General features: G+C 59.9%; 18 protein-coding genes and 1 tRNA gene. 6 read left to right on the top strand and 13 right to left on the bottom strand.

The window, feature by feature from the left end:
- Position 1: 1 nt before the first annotated feature.
- Both AC0L2C_RS13465 and AC0L2C_RS13460 read right to left on the bottom strand, forming a co-directional pair.
- Positions 2 to 1,141, bottom strand: coding sequence for an ABC transporter permease (locus AC0L2C_RS13465; protein ID WP_473523556.1), 1,140 nt, complete (start codon positions 1,139 to 1,141; stop codon positions 2 to 4).
- A complete protein-coding gene (locus tag AC0L2C_RS13460) occupies positions 1,138 to 2,670 on the bottom strand; it encodes an ABC transporter ATP-binding protein (RefSeq protein WP_473523555.1) in 1,533 nt (510 codons plus the stop codon). The genes AC0L2C_RS13465 and AC0L2C_RS13460 overlap by 4 nt, the downstream gene beginning before the upstream one ends.
- A 163-nt stretch (positions 2,671 to 2,833) precedes the next feature.
- Between AC0L2C_RS13460 and AC0L2C_RS13455 the strand changes: the two genes are divergently transcribed.
- The gene (locus AC0L2C_RS13455) at positions 2,834 to 3,043 is read left to right on the top strand and encodes a SlyX family protein (protein ID WP_091600472.1); all 210 of its coding nucleotides are present in this window, start codon (positions 2,834 to 2,836) and stop codon (positions 3,041 to 3,043) included.
- A 67-nt stretch (positions 3,044 to 3,110) separates the two neighbouring features.
- On the opposite strand, the gene AC0L2C_RS13450 is transcribed toward AC0L2C_RS13455, so the two are convergent.
- From AC0L2C_RS13450 to AC0L2C_RS13440, 3 genes are all read right to left on the bottom strand, one after another.
- On the bottom strand, positions 3,111 to 4,100 hold the full coding sequence (locus AC0L2C_RS13450) for a BMP family lipoprotein (protein ID WP_023797496.1): 990 nt from the start codon (positions 4,098 to 4,100) through the stop codon (positions 3,111 to 3,113).
- Positions 4,101 to 4,286: 186 nt separating this feature from the next.
- On the bottom strand, positions 4,287 to 4,949 hold the full coding sequence (gene msrA, locus AC0L2C_RS13445; protein ID WP_473523554.1) for a peptide-methionine (S)-S-oxide reductase MsrA: 663 nt from the start codon (positions 4,947 to 4,949) through the stop codon (positions 4,287 to 4,289).
- Between the two features lie 67 nt (positions 4,950 to 5,016).
- A complete protein-coding gene (locus tag AC0L2C_RS13440) occupies positions 5,017 to 5,334 on the bottom strand; it encodes a hypothetical protein (protein ID WP_287196735.1) in 318 nt (105 codons plus the stop codon).
- 425 nt (positions 5,335 to 5,759) lie between these two features.
- On the opposite strand from AC0L2C_RS13440, the gene AC0L2C_RS13435 reads away from it, so the two are divergent.
- Both AC0L2C_RS13435 and AC0L2C_RS13430 read left to right on the top strand, forming a co-directional pair.
- A tRNA-Ser gene (locus AC0L2C_RS13435) sits at positions 5,760 to 5,849 on the top strand.
- A 258-nt stretch (positions 5,850 to 6,107) separates the two neighbouring features.
- Positions 6,108 to 6,674, top strand: a complete 567-nt coding sequence (locus AC0L2C_RS13430; protein WP_473523553.1) for a T4SS efffector SepA family protein — start codon at positions 6,108 to 6,110, stop codon at positions 6,672 to 6,674.
- Positions 6,675 to 6,872: 198 nt separating this feature from the next.
- Here AC0L2C_RS13430 and AC0L2C_RS13425 read toward each other — a convergent pair whose 3' ends face one another.
- The 6 genes from AC0L2C_RS13425 to AC0L2C_RS13400 form a co-directional block, all read right to left on the bottom strand.
- Positions 6,873 to 7,214 carry a GIY-YIG nuclease family protein gene (locus tag AC0L2C_RS13425; protein WP_473523552.1) on the bottom strand — a complete coding sequence of 114 codons (342 nt, stop codon included), beginning with the start codon at positions 7,212 to 7,214 and terminating at the stop codon, positions 6,873 to 6,875.
- A gap of 53 nt (positions 7,215 to 7,267) precedes the next feature.
- Complete coding sequence (locus AC0L2C_RS13420; protein WP_473523551.1) at positions 7,268 to 7,984, bottom strand: DUF4145 domain-containing protein; 717 nt, start codon at positions 7,982 to 7,984, stop codon at positions 7,268 to 7,270.
- Positions 7,985 to 8,076: 92 nt separating this feature from the next.
- Positions 8,077 to 8,724, bottom strand: a complete 648-nt coding sequence (locus tag AC0L2C_RS13415; protein ID WP_473523550.1) for an HNH endonuclease — start codon at positions 8,722 to 8,724, stop codon at positions 8,077 to 8,079.
- Complete coding sequence (locus AC0L2C_RS13410) at positions 8,721 to 10,244, bottom strand: AAA family ATPase (RefSeq protein ID WP_473523549.1); 1,524 nt, start codon at positions 10,242 to 10,244, stop codon at positions 8,721 to 8,723. The genes AC0L2C_RS13415 and AC0L2C_RS13410 overlap by 4 nt, the downstream gene beginning before the upstream one ends.
- 1,459 nt (positions 10,245 to 11,703) lie before the next feature.
- The gene (locus tag AC0L2C_RS13405; RefSeq protein ID WP_473523548.1) at positions 11,704 to 12,060 is read right to left on the bottom strand and encodes a hypothetical protein; all 357 of its coding nucleotides are present in this window, start codon (positions 12,058 to 12,060) and stop codon (positions 11,704 to 11,706) included.
- A 1,255-nt stretch (positions 12,061 to 13,315) separates the two neighbouring features.
- A complete protein-coding gene (locus AC0L2C_RS13400; RefSeq protein WP_128169911.1) occupies positions 13,316 to 14,212 on the bottom strand; it encodes an ATP-dependent DNA ligase in 897 nt (298 codons plus the stop codon).
- A gap of 70 nt (positions 14,213 to 14,282) precedes the next feature.
- Here AC0L2C_RS13400 and AC0L2C_RS13395 point away from each other — a divergent pair, with 70 nt between their 5' ends.
- Entirely contained in the window at positions 14,283 to 14,471 is a 189-nt protein-coding gene (locus AC0L2C_RS13395) for a DUF3606 domain-containing protein (protein WP_128169910.1), read from the top strand.
- A gap of 254 nt (positions 14,472 to 14,725) precedes the next feature.
- Here AC0L2C_RS13395 and AC0L2C_RS13390 read toward each other — a convergent pair whose 3' ends face one another.
- Both AC0L2C_RS13390 and AC0L2C_RS13385 read right to left on the bottom strand, forming a co-directional pair.
- Positions 14,726 to 15,094, bottom strand: a complete 369-nt coding sequence (locus AC0L2C_RS13390; RefSeq protein ID WP_473523571.1) for a YybH family protein — start codon at positions 15,092 to 15,094, stop codon at positions 14,726 to 14,728.
- Positions 15,095 to 15,494: 400 nt separating this feature from the next.
- The gene (locus AC0L2C_RS13385; protein ID WP_473523547.1) at positions 15,495 to 16,385 is read right to left on the bottom strand and encodes a LysR family transcriptional regulator; all 891 of its coding nucleotides are present in this window, start codon (positions 16,383 to 16,385) and stop codon (positions 15,495 to 15,497) included.
- Between the two features lie 139 nt (positions 16,386 to 16,524).
- Here AC0L2C_RS13385 and AC0L2C_RS13380 point away from each other — a divergent pair, with 139 nt between their 5' ends.
- Complete coding sequence (locus AC0L2C_RS13380; protein ID WP_473523570.1) at positions 16,525 to 17,250, top strand: SDR family oxidoreductase; 726 nt, start codon at positions 16,525 to 16,527, stop codon at positions 17,248 to 17,250.
- An 85-nt stretch (positions 17,251 to 17,335) separates the two neighbouring features.
- The gene (locus AC0L2C_RS13375; protein ID WP_473523569.1) at positions 17,336 to 17,608 is read left to right on the top strand and encodes an Atu4866 domain-containing protein; all 273 of its coding nucleotides are present in this window, start codon (positions 17,336 to 17,338) and stop codon (positions 17,606 to 17,608) included.
- Positions 17,609 to 17,612: the final 4 nt, after the last annotated feature.

Here is a 17,612-nt window from a genome sequence, read left to right as displayed (position 1 = left end):
CTCAGGCACCCTTCCCCTTGATCGCTTCGATGCCGACAGATCTCGGGCTGAGCGAGGCGAACAGCGCCTGGACATATGGCCGGAACATATGCTCGAGCGCGCCGGCGAACAGGATGACCAGGCCCTGGATGATGACGATCATGTCGCGGCTGATCGCCGGCATTTCGAAGGCGAGCTCGGCGCCGCCCTGGTAGAGCATGCCGAACAATATTGCGGCGAGCACGATGCCGACCGGGTGCAGGCGCCCCATCAGCGCTACTGCGATGCCGACGAAACCGGCGCCCGAAACGAATTCGAGCGCGACATTGTGCTGGTCGCCCATCGTTGGGTTGAGCGCCATCATGCCGGCCAGCGCGCCCGAAATCATCATGGCGACTATGATGATGCGGGTTTCTGAAATGCCGGCATAGCGCGCCGCTTTCGCGCTGTGGCCGTAGGTGCGCATCTCGTAACCGAGCCTGGTGCGCCAGATCAGCATCCAGACCAGAAACGCCATGGCCAGCGCCAGCAGGAAGCTGATGTTGAACGGCGCCGAGCGGATCTTGGCGCCGAACAATTCGATGACCCAGTTGAGCTTTGGCAGTTGCGCGCCGTCGAGGAAGGTGCGTGTCTGCGGCGCCATCGAATTGGCCGGCTTCAAGAATCCGACCAGCGCGTAGACCATGACGCTGGCGGCGATGAAATTGAACATGATGGTGGTGATGACGATGTGCGAGCCGCGCCTGGCCTGCAGATAGGCCGGGATCAGTGCCCACAGCGCCCCCATCGCCGCAGCGGCAATGATCGCCAGCGGAAAGGTGAGCCACCATGGCAGCACGCTGTCGAACGCCAGGCAGACGATGCCGATGCCGAGACCGGCGATATAGCCCTGGCCCTCGCCACCGATGTTGAATAGGCCGCAATGCGCCGCAACCGCCACCGAAAGCCCGCTGAAGATGAAGGTGGTGGCGTAGAACAGCGTGAAGGCGATGCCTTGCCCACGGCCGAAGGCGCCCTCGACCAGGACGACGGCAGCGCGGAACGGATTTTCGCCAACCAGGAGCACGACGAAGCCGGCGACGACGAAGGCAACGGCGAGATTGATCACCGGGATCAAGCCGTAATCCGCCCAGGCCGGCAGCTTGGCATAAGGCGTGCTCATTCCGCCGCCTCCCGGTGCTCGACGCCGGCCATCAGCAGGCCGAGCTCGCCTTCGGTCGCCTCGGGGCCGCGCTCGCCGACGATGCGGCCGGCAAACATCACCAGGATGCGGTCGGAGAGCGAACGGATCTCGTCGAGCTCGACCGACACCACCAGCACCGCCTTGCCCTGGTCGCGCATGGCGATGAGCCGCTTGTGGATGAATTCGATGGCGCCGACATCGACGCCGCGCGTCGGCTGGCCGACGATCAGCACGCCCGGGTCCTGTTCCATTTCCCGCGCCAGCACGATCTTCTGCTGGTTGCCGCCTGAGAAATTCGCGGTCTTGAGACGGCAGTCCGCCGGGCGGATGTCGTATTTGGCGATCTTGTCCCTCGCGTCGTCGCGGATCGCGTCGATGTCGAGGAACGGCCCCTTCAGGTATCGCGGATCGTCGTGATAGCCGAGTATCGAATTCTCGTTCTCCTCGAAGGCCAGCACCAGCCCGACATGATGACGGTCTTCCGGGACATGGGCGAGGCCGCGGTCGCGCAGTTCGCCGGGATCGGCAGCCCCGGTCAGATCGATCGGCCTGCCGTCGAGCATGACGGAGCCCGAGACGGCGCGCCTGATGCCGGAAATCGCCTCGAGCATTTCGGATTGCCCGTTGCCGGCGACGCCGGCGATGCCAACGATCTCGCCGGCGCGCACATCGAAGGAGACGTCGTCGACCATGGTGACGCCACGCGAATCCTTCACCGTCAGGTTCTTCACCGCGAGCTTGACCCCGCCGGCTTCCGCCTCGCCCTTCTCGACCCTGAGCAGCACGCGGCGCCCGACCATCAGCTCGGCCAGTTCCCCGACCGTGGTCTTCGTGGTTTCCCGTGTCGCCACCATCGTGCCCTGGCGCATGACCGAGACCGTGTCGGTGATCGCCATGATCTCGCGCAGCTTATGGGTGATCAGCACGATCGTTTTACCCTGCTCCTTCAACTGCCTGAGGATGCGGAACAGATGGTCGGCTTCTGCGGGCGTCAGCACGCCCGTCGGCTCGTCGAGAATCAGGATCTCGGCGCCGCGATACAGTGCCTTGAGGATTTCGACTCGCTGCTGCAGGCCGACCGGCAATTCCTCGATGATCGCATCGGGATCGACCTCCAGCCCGTATTCGCGCTCGAGCCGTTCCAGCTCGGACCGCGCCTTGGCGATGCTCTTCTTCAGCAGCGCATCGCTTTCAGCGCCGAGAATGACGTTTTCGAGCACCGTGAAATTGTCGACCAGCATGAAATGCTGATGCACCATGCCGATGCCGAGCGCGATGGCGTCGTTGGGCGATTTGATCGACGCCGGCTGGCCGCCGACGCGGATCTCGCCGCTGTCGGCCTGATAGAAACCATAAAGGATGGACATCAGCGTCGACTTGCCAGCGCCGTTCTCGCCGACAATGCCGTGAATGGTACCGCGCGCGATCTCCAGATTGATGTCGCGATTGGCGCGGACGGCGCCAAAACTCTTGTTGATGCCGACCAGCTCGATTGCGGCTTGCGCCATGCGGCCTTTCCCATCGTATTTTTATCGCTTGGTCAAAACGCCTAGCATGACGCCCCGCCTGTGCCAATTGCCGGAGCAGCGTTCACTCTCGACAAATCCCCGCGCGCTTGTCAATTTCGAACGTGGCCGCAGCCTGCACAATCGCCTGGATCGAGGATTTCAAATGACCATGCCCGACGACCGGCTGACGACGCTGGAAATCCGCGCCGCCGAGCAGGAGAAGACCATCGAGGAACTGTCCGGCCAGATCGCCGAGCAATGGAAGGTGATCGAGCGCATGCAGCGCAAGCTCGATGCGCTGGCCGACCGCTTCCTGGCGCTGGAAGAACAGGCCGCGCCCGACGTGCCGGTGACCAAGCCGCCGCATTGGTGAGTCTGCGGACAAGAAAAAACCGCCGGGTTTTCACCCGGCGGCGTCGATCAGATCGGCAAGCTCGCTGTCAATAGGGGCAGGAATTGTCCGACATGTAATCATGCACCTTGATGGTACCGGCGATAATGTCGGCCTTGGCCTTTTCAACCGCCGCCTTCATCGCGTCGTCGACAAGCGCCTTGTTGTTGTCGTCCATGGCGTAGTCGACACCGCCTTCCTTGAGGCCGAGATCGTTGATGCCGCCGGTGAACTTGTCGTTCTTGGCGTCCATGAAGGTGTTGTAGACGGCAACATCGACGCGCTTGACCATCGAGGTCAGCACCTTGCCGGGCTGCAGGCCGTTCTGGTTGGAATCGACGCCGATGCCGAGCTTGCCGCCGTCGGCCGCTGCCTGCAGCACGCCGACACCGGTTCCGCCTGCCGCTGCGTAGATCACGTCGGCGCCCTGGTCGATCTGCGTCTTGGCGATCTCGCCGCCCTTGGCCGGATCGTTCCAGGCTGCCGGCGTGTCGCCGGTCATGTTCTGGATGACATCGGTCGCGCCGGCCGCCTTGGCGCCACCGACATAACCGCAGCCGAATCGGCGGATCAGCGGAATGTCCATGCCGCCGATGAAGCCGACCTTTTTGGTCTTCGAGGCCATCGCCGCCATCACGCCGACGAGATAGGAGCCTTCCTGCTCCTTGTAGACGACGGAGCGGACGTTGGGCTTGTCGACGACCATGTCGATGATGGCGAATTTGGTCTCGGGAAACTCGACGGCGATCTTCTCCAGCGCATCTGCCCAGGAGAAGCCCGCCATGGCGATTGGATTGCGGCCATCCTCGGCGAAACGGCGCAGCGCCTGCTCGCGCTGGGTGGCGTTTGAGACCTCGAATTCCACATAGGCGATGCCGGTTTCGGCCTTGAACTTTTCGGCGCCGTTGTAGGACGCTTCGTTGAATGACTTGTCGAACTTGCCGCCGAGATCGTAGAGAAGTGCTGGCTGGATGTCCGCGGCGAAGGCCGGAAGAACCATCGCAGTTGCGGCCAGGAGGCCGAGAACGATACGTTTCATGTGATCCACACCCTGTCGGTTATTTTTCCGTTATGCACCGCCTGCCTGCCCGGTTCTCCGGCAGGCATGCGACATCAGACAGGAGTGTCTTCCTCCCGCTTCGGGCCAATCTGGCACGGCCCGAAGCAAAATTCACGCGGAATTTTGACCTGTTGGAAAAGCCGGGATCATCGTCCCGCCAAGGCCTCAGGCGGAGACGGCAGCCGGGATGGCGCAGGTGACGCCGGTGCCCTGCAGATTGCAATAGCCGTAGGGATTCTTCGCCAGATATTGCTGGTGGTCTTCCTCGGCGAAGTAGAATTCTGGCGCCGGCGCGATCTCGGTGGTGATCTTGCTGCGCCCGGCGCCGCGCAACGAGGCCTCGTAGGCGTCGCGCGAGGCGATCGCCGCCTGGTATTGCTCATCACCGAAGGTGTAGATCGTCGAGCGGTAGGTGGTGCCGACGTCGTTGCCCTGGCGCATGCCTTGCGTCGGATCATGGCTTTCCCAGAACAGCTTCAGAAGCTGTGCATAGGACACGATCTTCGGGTCGTAGACGACGAGCACGACTTCGGCATGGCCGGTCAGACCGGTGCAGGTTTCCTGGTAGGTCGGATTGGGGGTGACGCCGCCGGCATAGCCGACGGCCGTGACCCATACGCCCTCGACCTTCCAGAACAGGCGTTCCGCGCCCCAGAAGCAGCCCAGCCCGAACATCGCCTTCTCCAGGCCCTCGGGATAGGGGCCCTTCAGCGGCCGCTTCGAGACAAAATGGCTGGATGCCGTCGGGATAGGGTTGGCGCGGCCCGGCAGCGCCTCGGCAGGTTTCGGCAGGTTGAGCTTCTTGTTCAGCATGTCGCTGAGGAACATGTGCAGTCTCCCTTTCTCTTTGTTGGCGGCTTTCTCTTTGTTTGGGGACGCTGGAGAATTATCAAGTCTAGGCGAACCGCCCAGTCGGCCGCTCCCGCCGGTAGCCGATCATGTAGAGAATGAAGGCAAGCCCCGCGAACACCGCGAAACCGGGCTGGTTGAGCACCCAGGCGATGGCGCCGTCCCACAGCAGCGGACCGAGCCTGTCGCGGACGAAGCTTTCGAAGGCGCTTCGCGTATCCGGCGAGACGGCGAGCCAACTCGTGTTGAGCGGTGTCATGACCAGGGCGGAGGCCGCCACCGAGCGCGTTGCGTCGACCACCGCCATGATGACCGAAACCGAAAGCGCAACCATTGCGGCAAGACGGAAGACGAAGCGGAACACCCAGACTTACCTCCCCGCAAGCTTATCAAAAATATCTGTATCGGCCTGATAAATAGGATCTGCGCGCTTTGTCCGCAATCGCGACACGCGAAGTTGAACCTGCGCCGGCTTGCGTCGCTGAGACGTCGGTCGGCCAGAACGCCGCCGCCGATCGCGGCGATCGGCTTGCCAGGGCAGCGCTGGTGGCGTGGACAGGACATCCCTATCCGACAAAGCGAATTGAATGCCGTTATGTCTTGGCATTCGGCACCGGATCGACTAGATGAGCCCCGCGCCTGTTGCTTTGACGGCTCAGGTGCGGGGAAAAGGCGTCCGCTGGTTGACGGCGCCCTACGGTGCGGCGTTCCGGACCGGAATTTCCCGAGGGAGACGGCATCTCCCCAACCCGCGCGCGGCGAAACCGGCCGCGGTGAAAATGCCAGGACGGAGAGGTGGCCGAGTGGTTGAAGGCGCACGCCTGGAAAGTGTGTTTACGGGAAACCGTAACGCGGGTTCGAATCCCGCTCTCTCCGCCATTCAAATCAGCTAACAACTTGATATTATTGAAATATGGTAGCTCTCGCTGAGCCTGCTTGCACCTTTGCTTGCACCTTAGGCCCGCGCTCGCGACTGACATCGCGTCGCATCCGCGAGGCCTGCCGCACCTGAGCGATGCCTTTACTTGCCAAGAACCTCCCGCAAAAACAGCGGAACGAGGGGATATGTTACATAATTCTCTTGAGCTTGTCGTCACAATATGTAACATATTCCCTATCAAACCTACGGAGGACGACATGATGCCAGTGGTTAGAATTAACGACGCAACCTTTGCCGATCTGAAGTCTATCGCGACGTGGTTCGGCACCAACACGCCCAGCCAGACCATTGACCGTATTGTGCGAGAGGCGATGGAGCAGCTTGGGATGGAGCGGGACGACGAGCCGGAAGAGGTAGTGGCGACGACAGGCGACGGCGCGATGCAGTTCGACGCTGCGCCGGGGCTTGCTTTTACGAAGCCGCTTGCGGCCTCAGTCAACGGCAAGGCGATACACAGTCCGCGCTGGTCGGCCATCTTGCTGACGATGATCGCGCAGGTGAAGGCCAAAGGGTTCGAGGGCGAAAAGCTGGCCCGCGAATTGGCCGTTCCAGCCAAAGCTGAGCAGTATGAGGAAGAAGGGTTCAAGTACCACCCGGACCTTGGCATCTCGGTGCAGGGTCAGTCGGCATCGGATGCTTGGAAGGAGGTAGACCGTCTCGCCAAGAAGTGGCGCATACCGGTCACAGTCGAGTTTTGGTGGCGTCAGAACCCGAAGGCGCAGTACCCCGGCAAGACAGGTATGCTTCGCTCCGGGAGTGCGTGACGCCTCCAGCTGCCTTACCCGATGTCCGGAGGGCGACGTCGTTGGTTGCCCTCCTGCGCTATCGGGACGAGCGAGCGATCAGCTTGGCAGCGTGACGCCGTGCTCGCAGTTCGGCAACGAAGGGGGAGGCACGCGTTGTCGGTGACGTTGAGCGGGCACCAAAGCCGCGCAAGCAAACCGGCCTCGATCCGCCAAGGCTCACCTGCCAAGTGACCTCTGCGTTGTCGCCATCCAAGCATCGAGCCACTGCTCGCCTAGGTGAGCAAATGTCATACGCTTCCCGCTGCCGACACGACGGAGAGCGATGTCGGCCTCGGTGCCGAGAAGGACCCCGAGCGTCAGGCGAAGCGTCGATCCTTCGGCGTTGCCACGATAGTGATAGGTGAGGCGCTTACGAAGGTTCTGGCTGCTGTTTGTCCCACGAGGTGATATTGCGAGATAGAGCAATGAGCCACCCTCGAAACCGATACAGCCATTGGTACCCACGCCGGGTATCGAACCACGAAAATACCAAGCGTACAGGCCGGGCCTCGCGGGCACCGGAGACGGTCTAGCGAGAACCTCTGCGCGACCGTAGAGGCTAGGCTTCAGCGTCAGCGCGGCATGGCCTCGTCGAGGTCGATCTTGGTGGCGGCTTCCTCGCCGCGCACGATCAACTCCATTACCTTGGCGCGGGGCGCAGCCTCGGCTTCGGCTTGAAGGCTGGAGAGCTTGGCGGCGATCGCAGCCCTCTCCGCTTCGGTTTCCTGCGCAAGCTGCTCCCACGTGGCTCGTTCCTCAGCCTCGCGCTTCAGCCGATCCTCCGTACTCTCGCGAGCGCGGGCCTGTTCCTCCGCCTCACGGCGCGCGGCAGTGGCGGCGTCCTCGCTGTCGGCAACTTTCTGGCGAAGCGCCTCGATCTCTTGCCGCAATGCCAGCGTGGCATCGACCGGTTCCGGTGGCGGGATGAATGCGCCCGGCTTGAAACCCGTTTGCCTGCCGTAGGTGCGGTGGAGCCAGACGCCAAGCTGGCGGGCGAACTTCAGGGCAGTCAGCGCCTCTCCATGCGACCCCTTTATCTCGTGAACGGCATCGTTTCCCACGTTCTTGAGAGCGTGAAAAAGGTCCGCAATTTCCTTAGGAAGTATGCGCTCGAACGACAGGCGGCGAAGGGTGTCATTGAATGTCTCGCGTTCGTCACGATAGGCGGCATGGTGTGCAGCGATCAACTTCGCCATGAGTTCGGCGAACTGGCGCGTCTTGACGATGGCGGTCGACGGGTCGTCGCGGAAATATAGTTCCGCGAACCCACCCAACGTCACCGATCCCATTCCCCCTCGTGGTCATTGGGATGAGTAGGCGTGATAGTAATAGATATCCCAGTTGAGGCGCTGTCCCACTTTTCGCGTACAGCGTCAGTCTGCTACTTCTCTGACAGTTGGGATACGATGGCATCGAACGCCTCCTCGGCTACCAACGACTTTCGATCAAATAGGGCGTCAATTTCTGCTTCAAACCTTGTATCAGCTGCGCTATTCTTCCAATCGATGAATTTCTGTGCGTACCTCAATAAATCGCATACATAAATAGTAATTTTCCCTTTCTCCGTCTTGCCTGCGTATAGCATTCCTCGCTTATGTATGTGTTCGTCAAACAGATCGTGGTGAGGATGCAAAATCCGAAATGCTTCTGATTTTTTTGGATATTTTTTCAATTTTGGATTTACAAGAGCTTCTCTATTGATGAGCGGGTCCTTCTCCCCCTTTTTGAGGTTACAGTCCGGACAAGAAGCCGCAAGGTTCGTGGGCTCGAACATAAAGCGAGCGTGATCGATCCGGGATGCGATATGCTCGACATCCCACATTCGGTGATTGTCGGTTGGTATATGTTGATTGCAATAGCAGCAGCGATTGGCTTGCTCGGTGATGTAGTGGGTCTTTACGTTTGCTCGTAGACCATCGATAGCTGCGTCCGACCAATAGGAGCCATGCTGCGCTTTAGCATCCAATTGATTGAAAGCGTCCACTAGCTTCTGCTCCTCAGCAGTATATGTAACAGGAGAATTGATCATGTAGCCGCTGCCTCCTCCGCCACCAGTCCAAGCTCTCGGATTACTTTGGCAACAGGCGTGTCAGGCTCCAAGTTCGGCAAGAGACCATTCATGCGGGACAGAATGGTCGCGAATTCGTCAGTCTCCGTTTTGCCATCCGCCGCAAGCCGAAGTGCTCTTATAACTTCCTGCTTCAGGTAAAGATTATTATTACTCACAACTTGAAAGGCTGTAATGAGCAAATGATCGGACGATTGGCCTGCGAAATCTTCGGTATTCTCGGGTTCGCGCCTTTCCGGATCAAGAAAAACAACGTTCGAGTTCTCAAGCGTGATGTCGGACAAGATCAGTGGGGAATGTGTAGCCAATACGAAATGGCATCCGCTGAACTTACCGAAAGTTCTTAGAAGTAAGTCGATGTAGCGGGTCTGCCATTCGGGATGAAGGCTAATTTCTGGTTCGTCGATGAAAATAAGGCTGCCATCCTCGATCACAGACGCGAGGCTGAGAAATCCGGTTACAATTCCTAGCTCGCCAGAGCTCGCCAGCTTAAGGTCGAGAGCCATTCCGTCAATAACACGTTCCACAATTGCCGATCTCATGCGCAAAAGGTCGGCGCGTCGCAGGATTTGAATTCGGCGAAAAAAGGTGTCATCCTCTGAAAAGCCTTCAAAGTCGGCTCTCAGATTAATGAAACGACCACCCTTTGCTCGATTTAGAACATCTTCGCCAACGCTGCGCAACTCGTCTAACAATGGAGGGTCGCGCTGAAGCATTCTTCCTAGCGGGCGGAGAAAAATGTTTCGATTTTCCGGCCCGAGAATGTGGTCAATGGACGCTCCGTCTACAATTTCTTTGAGGCGATCCGCATTATTCGGAGAGATCTCATAGTGAACTTCGATGTTGGGCTTGTAGCCTAGAAATCCGAAGACCTCAGCGATGCGAAGTCGCCGGTCAGCACCAGATCGGGATGCTTCAAATAGTCCTTCAATAGCCCGAAAGATGGCGGCAGTAGGGGATGCACGCCCAGATCGATCTCTTAAGCCGAGATAGGTGTATCTTTCGTCGGCGACAGGTTCTTCCTTCTCTGGCATTCTTAGGAGGGAACGCGAAATACGAAATTTGTCGAACGGGGTAGTGGTGAGCGCAATGATCTTTGTTGGAAGCGGTAAGTGTGCCAATTCACAGAACCTGCCGTCCATTTGCGCCTGCCACCGGCCACTGTCATCAACATCAATCTCGCAAATGTGGCCGTCGATTGAATAAGAGAGCCTCGAGACAGAGATGTCGTCGGCTCTCTTGCGCATTGAGCCCCTATCGAGGGTTTCCAGAATGTCGGCGATCCCTGCAATCAACCGGCTCTTGCCGACCCCATTCTTCCCAATCACCACTGAGATCCATGGCTGGTGGTTGACATGCGTTGTAATCTTCGAAGTAAATTCGACATCCAGATGCACCGGCCTTTTGCTGGCCTGCGCATCGAGCAAATCACGACGTTCGAACCCGCCAGACGCCCTTAGCAGCCTAAAAATTTCGGCCATTCTTGCCCTCCCCCTCGCCTAGACTATGCAAACGAACGCGAATGTCCACTCAAGCGAATGCGTTCAGTGGAACTGTCCTCTTACAGCAAAAAAACCTTTCCCCAGCGAGCTTTATGGAATGCGTCTCGATGCCGGATCCTCAAACAAGTCGACATTTCGGATGTAGCGCGCGAGGCTCGCCTCGGAGCGTGGCCGGGGTCTGCCTGATCTTGTAGGTCGTGGCTCCCGCCATTGCGGCGGTGAAGAAACCGCTGCGCAGCGAGTGGCCGAGAAGTAGGACGGGTCATATCCGGCAGTGCCGAGGCAGGTCTTGATTACATTTACTGAACGCCTCGCCAGAGTAACTGGCCACCGAGAGCTCTTGAGGACTGCCCGCGCCTTGCGTACTAGCAATCGTCTAGCGCGTGTGGAATTTGCTGGCGCGCGCGGATCAGGGCCCCACAAACGCCGACGCCCCCGCCTTCGGGAAACCGCCCCCGGAGGGACGGTGGTACCGCCGGTTGGCCACCGCAACGACGCGCAGCAGCGCGGTGGGCCAATAGTAGGCAACCCGGTTGCCGCCTTGATCCCCTCTTTTCATTTGCCTTGACCTGGGAATTACGGTGACAGTGCACTTTTTTCCATGTTTGCTCGGCTGTCGGGCGTAAAATTGAACTCATGGCTCGACTTGCATTGCGGCGCCGCCGATATCGGCATCTGCGCGGCCGAATGGGCAGCGAAGCATTTTCTGGACAGGAATGCCGAGCAAACCGGAAAAGCATCGGAACGCAGCGGGCGAGGAAAAGAAATAGTGCACCTGTCACGGCAATTCCCGCCTTCGGACAAACCGCCCCGGGGGGCACGGACAAGGATGCCTGCTTCGCGCACCCATCAGCAGCGGTGTGGCTTCTAGCCGCAAGCAATTGCTTGAAGCAGCTCCCGACACCACATGGTGTTCCATAGCCAGCCAAGCGAGATAAACTCGCCCGACGCAGTCGCTGCCCTCCACGGTGGAAATCACACTATTGGATCATGGCGATGACGTACGGCCAACCTTTAGGAACCAGAAAGACATCATGCCTGAAATTGCCAGACTAACTACGAGCGACGTCCCCCTCATGAAGCTAGGCCCCTATCAATGCCGCTTCCCGGTTCGCGAAGATCGGTCAGTACCCGGCGGTCATCGCTTTTGCGCTGGGGCAACTTCGCCTGACCGCGTGTACTGCGATCACCACCACAGCGTCGTGACCGCCGTCGAGCCCCGTCGGGCCCGTCCGGGTTTCCAACTTGCTCAACGACGCGCCGCGTAAATAGATATCGGGGCGGCTGCACCTCGAACCGGTCTCAAGGGCTCGATGTGATGCTCTCCCCCGGGCACCACATCGTCGGGCCGAGCAGTCCAAGAGAGCCGCAGACCCATCCGCTTTCCATTGAACTCGCTGGAGCCATCGAATTGCGGTGGCTGCCGGTGACAATGGTATCAGCCCCGCATCATCGAGTGCAGGATGGCCTGCATGTGCTCTTCCAGGTCGAGTTCGCCCCGTGCCTCAGTGGCTAACAGGTACTCGGCCTTGGCTCGGCGGTCGCCTCGACTGACCGCCGGATAGGAGCAGATGGCCAGCAACGCTTCCTCTTCAATCCAGCCTGCCCTCTTGCGGTCGTGACTGCTGCTGCCCGCTCGATGAACAACCCTGTGGAGCGCGTCATAGGCGGCCTCATGGGCTCCGATCAGCGCCTGCAATTCGGGTGAGGCACCTTCCCCTTCAGCAAACGTCGGTTCAACGAACGAGGCTACGGCGGTGAACGCAAGAAGTGTACGGCGGGTGAGTTCGGGCATGCCTCATATCCTTGCAGTCTGATCAGGCAGGAACACCATAGCACCGAAGCAACAGTTCGGAGAGGCGTTATGGAATGGGGCAGCGTTGTCTGCTGACAAAAATGTATCCGTTCCCTCACGCAGCAAGCACCGTAATTGCCTATAGATCAGGAAAGCTTGCTTTTGAGCAGTCATTCCGGGTCCGAAATGAAAAGCCGCTGTCATAAGGCGGCGAGGCGCTACGGCGTTCTTGCGCGGCGGTTAGGACTTCCTATCGCCGTTTGGATTTGGTGCCGGAGCCTCACGCACGTCTCGTGGCGGCGGGTCCACATGTTCAGGCTCCGGCGATGCTTCCTTGTCGGGACGACGGACAGGTGTCTTCTTGGGGGCGGGCTTCGGTGGCGGGTCTTTGATTTTGTTTGGCATATCCAGTTAACCGGATCGCCAAGCTCTGGTTCCGGTGTGCCCATCAAAAGGCCCCGCCACCGTGAGGCAGCGGGCAACGGGTGGAATGCGGGAACAGAAGACAAAAAGGTGCACTGTCACCGTAAAACGTTGGCACGTTAGGGGAATAGTCCCTTCCAGATGGTCGGCGCCGCTGAGAGGATCAATCCGTCGAGATCGTACACTGAACTACTTGACCCGTTGCCTTGTCACGAACCCTTTTCGAAAACACGCGATGAAGGCCGATTGCGCGTGATTTAGCTTCATCGCTCGCAACGTAATCGGGAGTGCCGACATACATTACCCAGCGAATGTCTCTGGGGGCAGGTTTCCACGTAACTTTTGATCCATAGGCCGCTTTGCCCGGAGCTGTGCTATCGAACCGGCAGTCGATCGCTACGGGCATCATGCCTTTCTTAAACATTGCTTCGTCAACCCTGGCAAAATTTGACTTCGTAAGCCATCCATCCGCACCGCTAGTCGAAACTGTAGTGCACCCTGCCAGAGATATGCTCGATATCAAAAGCCCGATGGCCAGTGCGTTGCCTATGGATGATCGCCGACTGCCTTCTTGATTCTGTTTCATACCCGCCCCTGAGATTGAACGTAGTTCGGGCTAGGTAGGATGTCGGCAGGAAACAACGCAAGGCCACTTTTTAGTATTCCCCCCGAAAATCTTGTGGCGAACCACGCGGCAGGTCTCCTTGCCGTGCAGGTGCATCACACGGCCGATCATCCCCGGCTTGACCCCTGTGTCGCTGGCTCTTAAGCCCCTCGGTAATGCCGCGTGCCAAAGGCGATCATCGAGCGACTAAGCCGATGCCAGACGACGCTACTCCTCGTCAGCGAAACCCAGCAGCGACGCATTGCGTATCTGGCTGTGGTCGCCGCGCAGATGCTTGATGCGCAGCTTCACCCCCGGCCTGAGCCATTGCGTCCCAGGCCGTTTCTTCATCGCCTCTGGCGGCGGCCCGGCGTGCTCCCGAACCCGCTTCAACAGCCGCTCCTTCATGTCGCGGCTCAGGCTGATCAGGGCGGAACCGACATATTTCCCGCTGCCGGGCTGTGCCAGAAGGGCGAAGGCTCCCTCGCCGGGCTGGCGCTCGACGCCCAATAATTCGAATTCATCGACCGTGAAGCTCTTGGCCTTCAGCCAGTCCGTGGTCAGGCCGCTGCGATATCTGCTGTCGGCGCGCTTCGAGACAATGCCCTCAAGCTCGACCTCCTCGACGAGGTGGAAGAGCGACTGCGCGTCGCCAGGCATGGCCTCGCTGAACCGAATCCGGCTGTGCGGCTTGATGATACCGCTGAGAATTTCGCGGCGCGCCTTGCAACCGATGTCGCGCAGATCATCGCCGTTGAGGTGCAGAATGTCGAATGCGCACAGGTACATGCCGTGGGGATTGTTGTGGACGGCGTTCTGGAGCGCGTTGAAGTCGGGCATGCCCGCCTTGTCGGTGACGACCGCCTCGCCGTCGATGATGGCGTTCTCGACCTCAAGCTCACCCGCGGCTTCCATGATGCCCAGATATCGACGCGTCCAGTCCTTGCCGGTTTCGGTATAGACGCGGATATCCTCGGGCCCGTTGATAGTGATCTGGGCGCGGTAGCCATCCAGTTTGATCTCGTGAATCCAGTCGTCACCCTCGGGCGGCATGGCCACCAGCCTGGGCTCCATCGGGGGAATGAACTCTAGCCGGCCGGTGCCGGCCTCTGCCCGCCTGCGCATGGAACCCAGTCTAGGTCATCACCGTATATTAGCCATAGTAAATATTAGAAAATTCTAAAGGATGTGCGATATGGCAGACGACCAAAGCAAACGCGACTTTCGCGACCGCAACAAGATATCGGCGAGCGACGATTATGAAGTGAACTTCTTCGCTCTGCAGAACAACATCACGCCGGAGCAGGTGCGCGAACTGATCCGCAAGCACGGCAACGATCGGGCAACCCTGACCGCTGCCGCGAAGGCATTGCCGGCACAATGATGACCAAACGCTCAGACCTGGGGCCGCCGATCGCCGGCTGGTCATTGGCTATTTCCGTACGATAGGCAGAAAAGCCCGCGCCCCGTGGTGGGGAAGAGGACGCGGGCTGATCGGAGGGACGAGCCGATCTCGCAACATGTCTGCACAGGAAATAATGCTGCGGAAGCCGAACTTTCTACCTAAGCCTTTGTTCCAACGCAAAAAACCCGCCGCAGCTTTCGCCAAGCCGGTCAATGAGGCCCGGATTTCAATCTCTATTGGGCCGCACCCAAATTCCAGATGTCCCGATGCAGGCGCCATGTCCCGTCGTCGCCCTTTTTCCAGACGACCATGTACTTGCCCGCAAGGGTGGAGAGGGCGCCGTCTTTGCTCGGCACATCGAGCGTAAATGCGCCAACTTCGTAGGCAAGGTTCGCGCTCTCTTCCACTTCCAGCGCCTTCAGGGTGAGATTCTTCATCCCGCCTTTGATCGCGCCCTGCCAGAATTCTTCCACGCCCTTGCGACCATCGACACGCTTGCCGTCGGGCGGCAGCAAGGCAGCGTTCTCGGTATACAATTGACCCACCGCCGCCGCGTTTCCGCTGTTGAAGGCGTCCGTGAATTTCGTCAGCGCCGCTTCGATGTCCTCGCGAGCCGACTGGGCGGATCGACATATCTACCGGATGAATAGCACGCCCAACCCGAGTGCGCCGCCGCGCCCGCTCAATCGGCCAGACCTGATTTGCATTAGGCTTATCTAATATAATTGCGCAAGCGCCAGACGCTCTCAGCCCACAACCCGATCTGCCCGCTTTCTCCGCCAGAGGCGCGGGATTGCGGGCGGCCCGGCAGCCTGTTGGGGGTGACCGGCCGGCCGCCGGGCCTGACCGGCTTGCGGCCGGCTGACGGAAACATGCGCTCACACTAATATAATTGCAATATCGAGATAGCGCTGCGCACAGCGAGTTTTGACGATCTCCCGTCCCAAAGCGGATGATGGGCCGGAAAGCGATTTCGGCTCGATCGGTCCGCGTGAAAAAAAGCTAGCCAGGACGCCGCAGGTGTTCGACAAGCGCGCGCAGCTTCGGCGCGGCGTTGCGACGGCTCGGATAATACAGGTAGAAGCCGGCAAAGCGCGGGCAAAAATCCTCGAGAACCGGCACCAGTTCGGCCCGACCGATCCACGGGCGAAAGCTTTCCTCCATGCCGAAAGTGATGCCGGCGCCGGCAATGGCGAGCTTTATCATCAACGCCATGTCGTTGGTCGTGATCTCCGGCGCAACCGCGACGCTGAACTCCTTGCCGTCCTCGGCGAATTCCCAACGATAGGGCGCGACTTTCGGCGCGCGGCGCCAGCCAATGCAGCGATGATCAGCGAGTTCCTTCGGATGCGAGGGCTCCCCGAACCGATCGCGATAGGCCGGCGCGCAGACGGCCAGCTGCCGCTCGTCACCGGCAACAGGCACTGCGATCATATCCTGCTCGATCACCTCGCCGAGCCTGACGCCGGCATCGTATCCCTCGGCGACGATATCGAATTCCTCGTCCGTCACCATGATGTCGATCTGAACCTCTGGATTGGCCTCGGCAAAGGCCGCCAGGAACGGCCCTGAAAGAAAGCGCTCGGCGATCGACGAGACGGCGAGCCGCAGCTGCCCGCGCGGACGCCCGCGCAGGTCCCCGGTGCTCTCCATTGCGGCGCGCATGTCGGCAATGGCGGGCGCTATCTCGGCGTAAAGGCGTTCGCCAGCCTCGGTCAGGCTGACGCTTCGCGTCGTGCGCTGGACCAGCGCGATACCGAGCGTCTCTTCCAGCCGCTTCATCGTCTGGCTGACCGCCGAGCGGGTGACGCCCATCCGGTCCGCAGCCGCGCGAAAGCTCCGCTCCTCGGCGACGAGGGCGAAGACGGCAAGCGCATTGAGATCCGGCTGCATTGGTTAGCTGTGCTTTCGACGCTGTAATCAAATGGTCGTCTTATCTCTACAGTGAAACAGATCCATCTTCGTGGCAACCGCTGCATCGCGGTTCGCAAGATCAACCAGACGGAGACCAAACATGTCCCTCAACCCAAACATGTCTCTCAACAAAGTCGTGCTCATCACCGGGGCTTCGAGCGGCATTGGCGCCGCCATCGGCCGGCAGCTCGGTGCCGCAGGAGCAAAGGTCATGCTCGGCGCGCGCCGCACCGATCGGCTGAACGCCCTCGCAGAAGAGATCAGGGCAACGGGCGGGGAGGCACTGACACGCCGCCTGGACGTGACCGACCGCGCCGATGTCGCCGCCTTTGCCGATGCGGCGCGCCAGGCCTGGGGACGCGTTGATGTGATCGTCAACAATGCCGGCGTCATGCCGTTGTCGCTGATGGCCTCGATGAAGGTCGACGAATGGGACCGAATGGTCGACGTCAACATCAAGGGCGTGCTCTACGGCATCGCTGCGGTGCTGCCGGAGATGACGGCCCGAGGCTCCGGCCATGTCGTCAACATCGCCTCGATCGGCGCGCTTTCGGTATCGCCGACAGCCGCGGTCTATTGCGCAAGCAAATACGCGGTCCGCGCCATCTCCGATGGCTTGCGGCAGGAGCACGACGACATCCGCGTCACCTGCATCCACCCCGGCGTGGTCGAGAGCGAGCTCGCCGACACGATCACCGATCCGGTCGCGGTGGAAGCGATGAAGACCTATCGCGCCATTGCGCTGCAGCCCGACGCGATCGGCCGTGCCGTGCGCTTTGCCATCGAACAGCCGGACGATGTCGACGTGAACGAGATCGTCATCCGGCCGACAGCCAGAAAGTAGTCTCATGAAACAGATTTCCATACTTGCCGCTGCCGTGCTTGTTGCCGGCGCGGCCGGCTTATCCGCACAGAAAGGCCTCGCCCGGATGAATATCGCGCAAAATACCGCTGCCCGACCTTCGGCAAGCCACCCCTATGTCGGGATGTGGGTCACGGCCGATGGCCATATCCGCCACAACTTGCTTCCAAATGGTCGCTATGACGAAGCGCGCGGGAACCGTAAGAGCGCATACCAGGGGCGCTATGAGATCCGGGGAAATCACATCAACTACTGGGACGACACCGGCTTTACCGCTGACGGAACGTTCATTGACGGCGTGCTGCACCACGCCGGCATGATTTTTTATCTGGAGAAGTAGATGA

Source organism: Mesorhizobium sp. WSM4845, assembly GCF_055811455.1.
This window is presented reverse-complemented; position numbering and strand designations above follow the sequence as displayed.

Bases quoted from the DNA above. Each gene is read 5' to 3' on its own strand.
- AC0L2C_RS13465 (WP_473523556.1), bottom strand. From the start codon at position 1,141: ATGAGCACGCCTTATGCCAAGCTGCCGGCCTGGGCGGATTACGGCTTG.
- AC0L2C_RS13460 (WP_473523555.1), bottom strand. From the start codon at position 2,670: ATGGCGCAAGCCGCAATCGAGCTGGTCGGCATCAACAAGAGTTTTGGC.
- AC0L2C_RS13455 (WP_091600472.1), top strand. From the start codon at position 2,834: ATGACCATGCCCGACGACCGGCTGACGACGCTGGAAATCCGCGCCGCC.
- AC0L2C_RS13450 (WP_023797496.1), bottom strand. From the start codon at position 4,100: ATGAAACGTATCGTTCTCGGCCTCCTGGCCGCAACTGCGATGGTTCTT.
- msrA (WP_473523554.1), bottom strand. From the start codon at position 4,949: ATGTTCCTCAGCGACATGCTGAACAAGAAGCTCAACCTGCCGAAACCT.
- AC0L2C_RS13430 (WP_473523553.1), top strand. From the start codon at position 6,108: ATGATGCCAGTGGTTAGAATTAACGACGCAACCTTTGCCGATCTGAAG.
- AC0L2C_RS13420 (WP_473523551.1), bottom strand. From the start codon at position 7,984: ATGGGATCGGTGACGTTGGGTGGGTTCGCGGAACTATATTTCCGCGAC.
- AC0L2C_RS13415 (WP_473523550.1), bottom strand. From the start codon at position 8,724: ATGATCAATTCTCCTGTTACATATACTGCTGAGGAGCAGAAGCTAGTG.
- AC0L2C_RS13410 (WP_473523549.1), bottom strand. From the start codon at position 10,244: ATGGCCGAAATTTTTAGGCTGCTAAGGGCGTCTGGCGGGTTCGAACGT.
- AC0L2C_RS13405 (WP_473523548.1), bottom strand. From the start codon at position 12,060: ATGCCCGAACTCACCCGCCGTACACTTCTTGCGTTCACCGCCGTAGCC.
- AC0L2C_RS13400 (WP_128169911.1), bottom strand. From the start codon at position 14,212: ATGCGCAGGCGGGCAGAGGCCGGCACCGGCCGGCTAGAGTTCATTCCC.
- AC0L2C_RS13395 (WP_128169910.1), top strand. From the start codon at position 14,283: ATGGCAGACGACCAAAGCAAACGCGACTTTCGCGACCGCAACAAGATA.
- AC0L2C_RS13385 (WP_473523547.1), bottom strand. From the start codon at position 16,385: ATGCAGCCGGATCTCAATGCGCTTGCCGTCTTCGCCCTCGTCGCCGAG.
- AC0L2C_RS13380 (WP_473523570.1), top strand. From the start codon at position 16,525: ATGTCTCTCAACAAAGTCGTGCTCATCACCGGGGCTTCGAGCGGCATT.
- AC0L2C_RS13375 (WP_473523569.1), top strand. From the start codon at position 17,336: ATGAATATCGCGCAAAATACCGCTGCCCGACCTTCGGCAAGCCACCCC.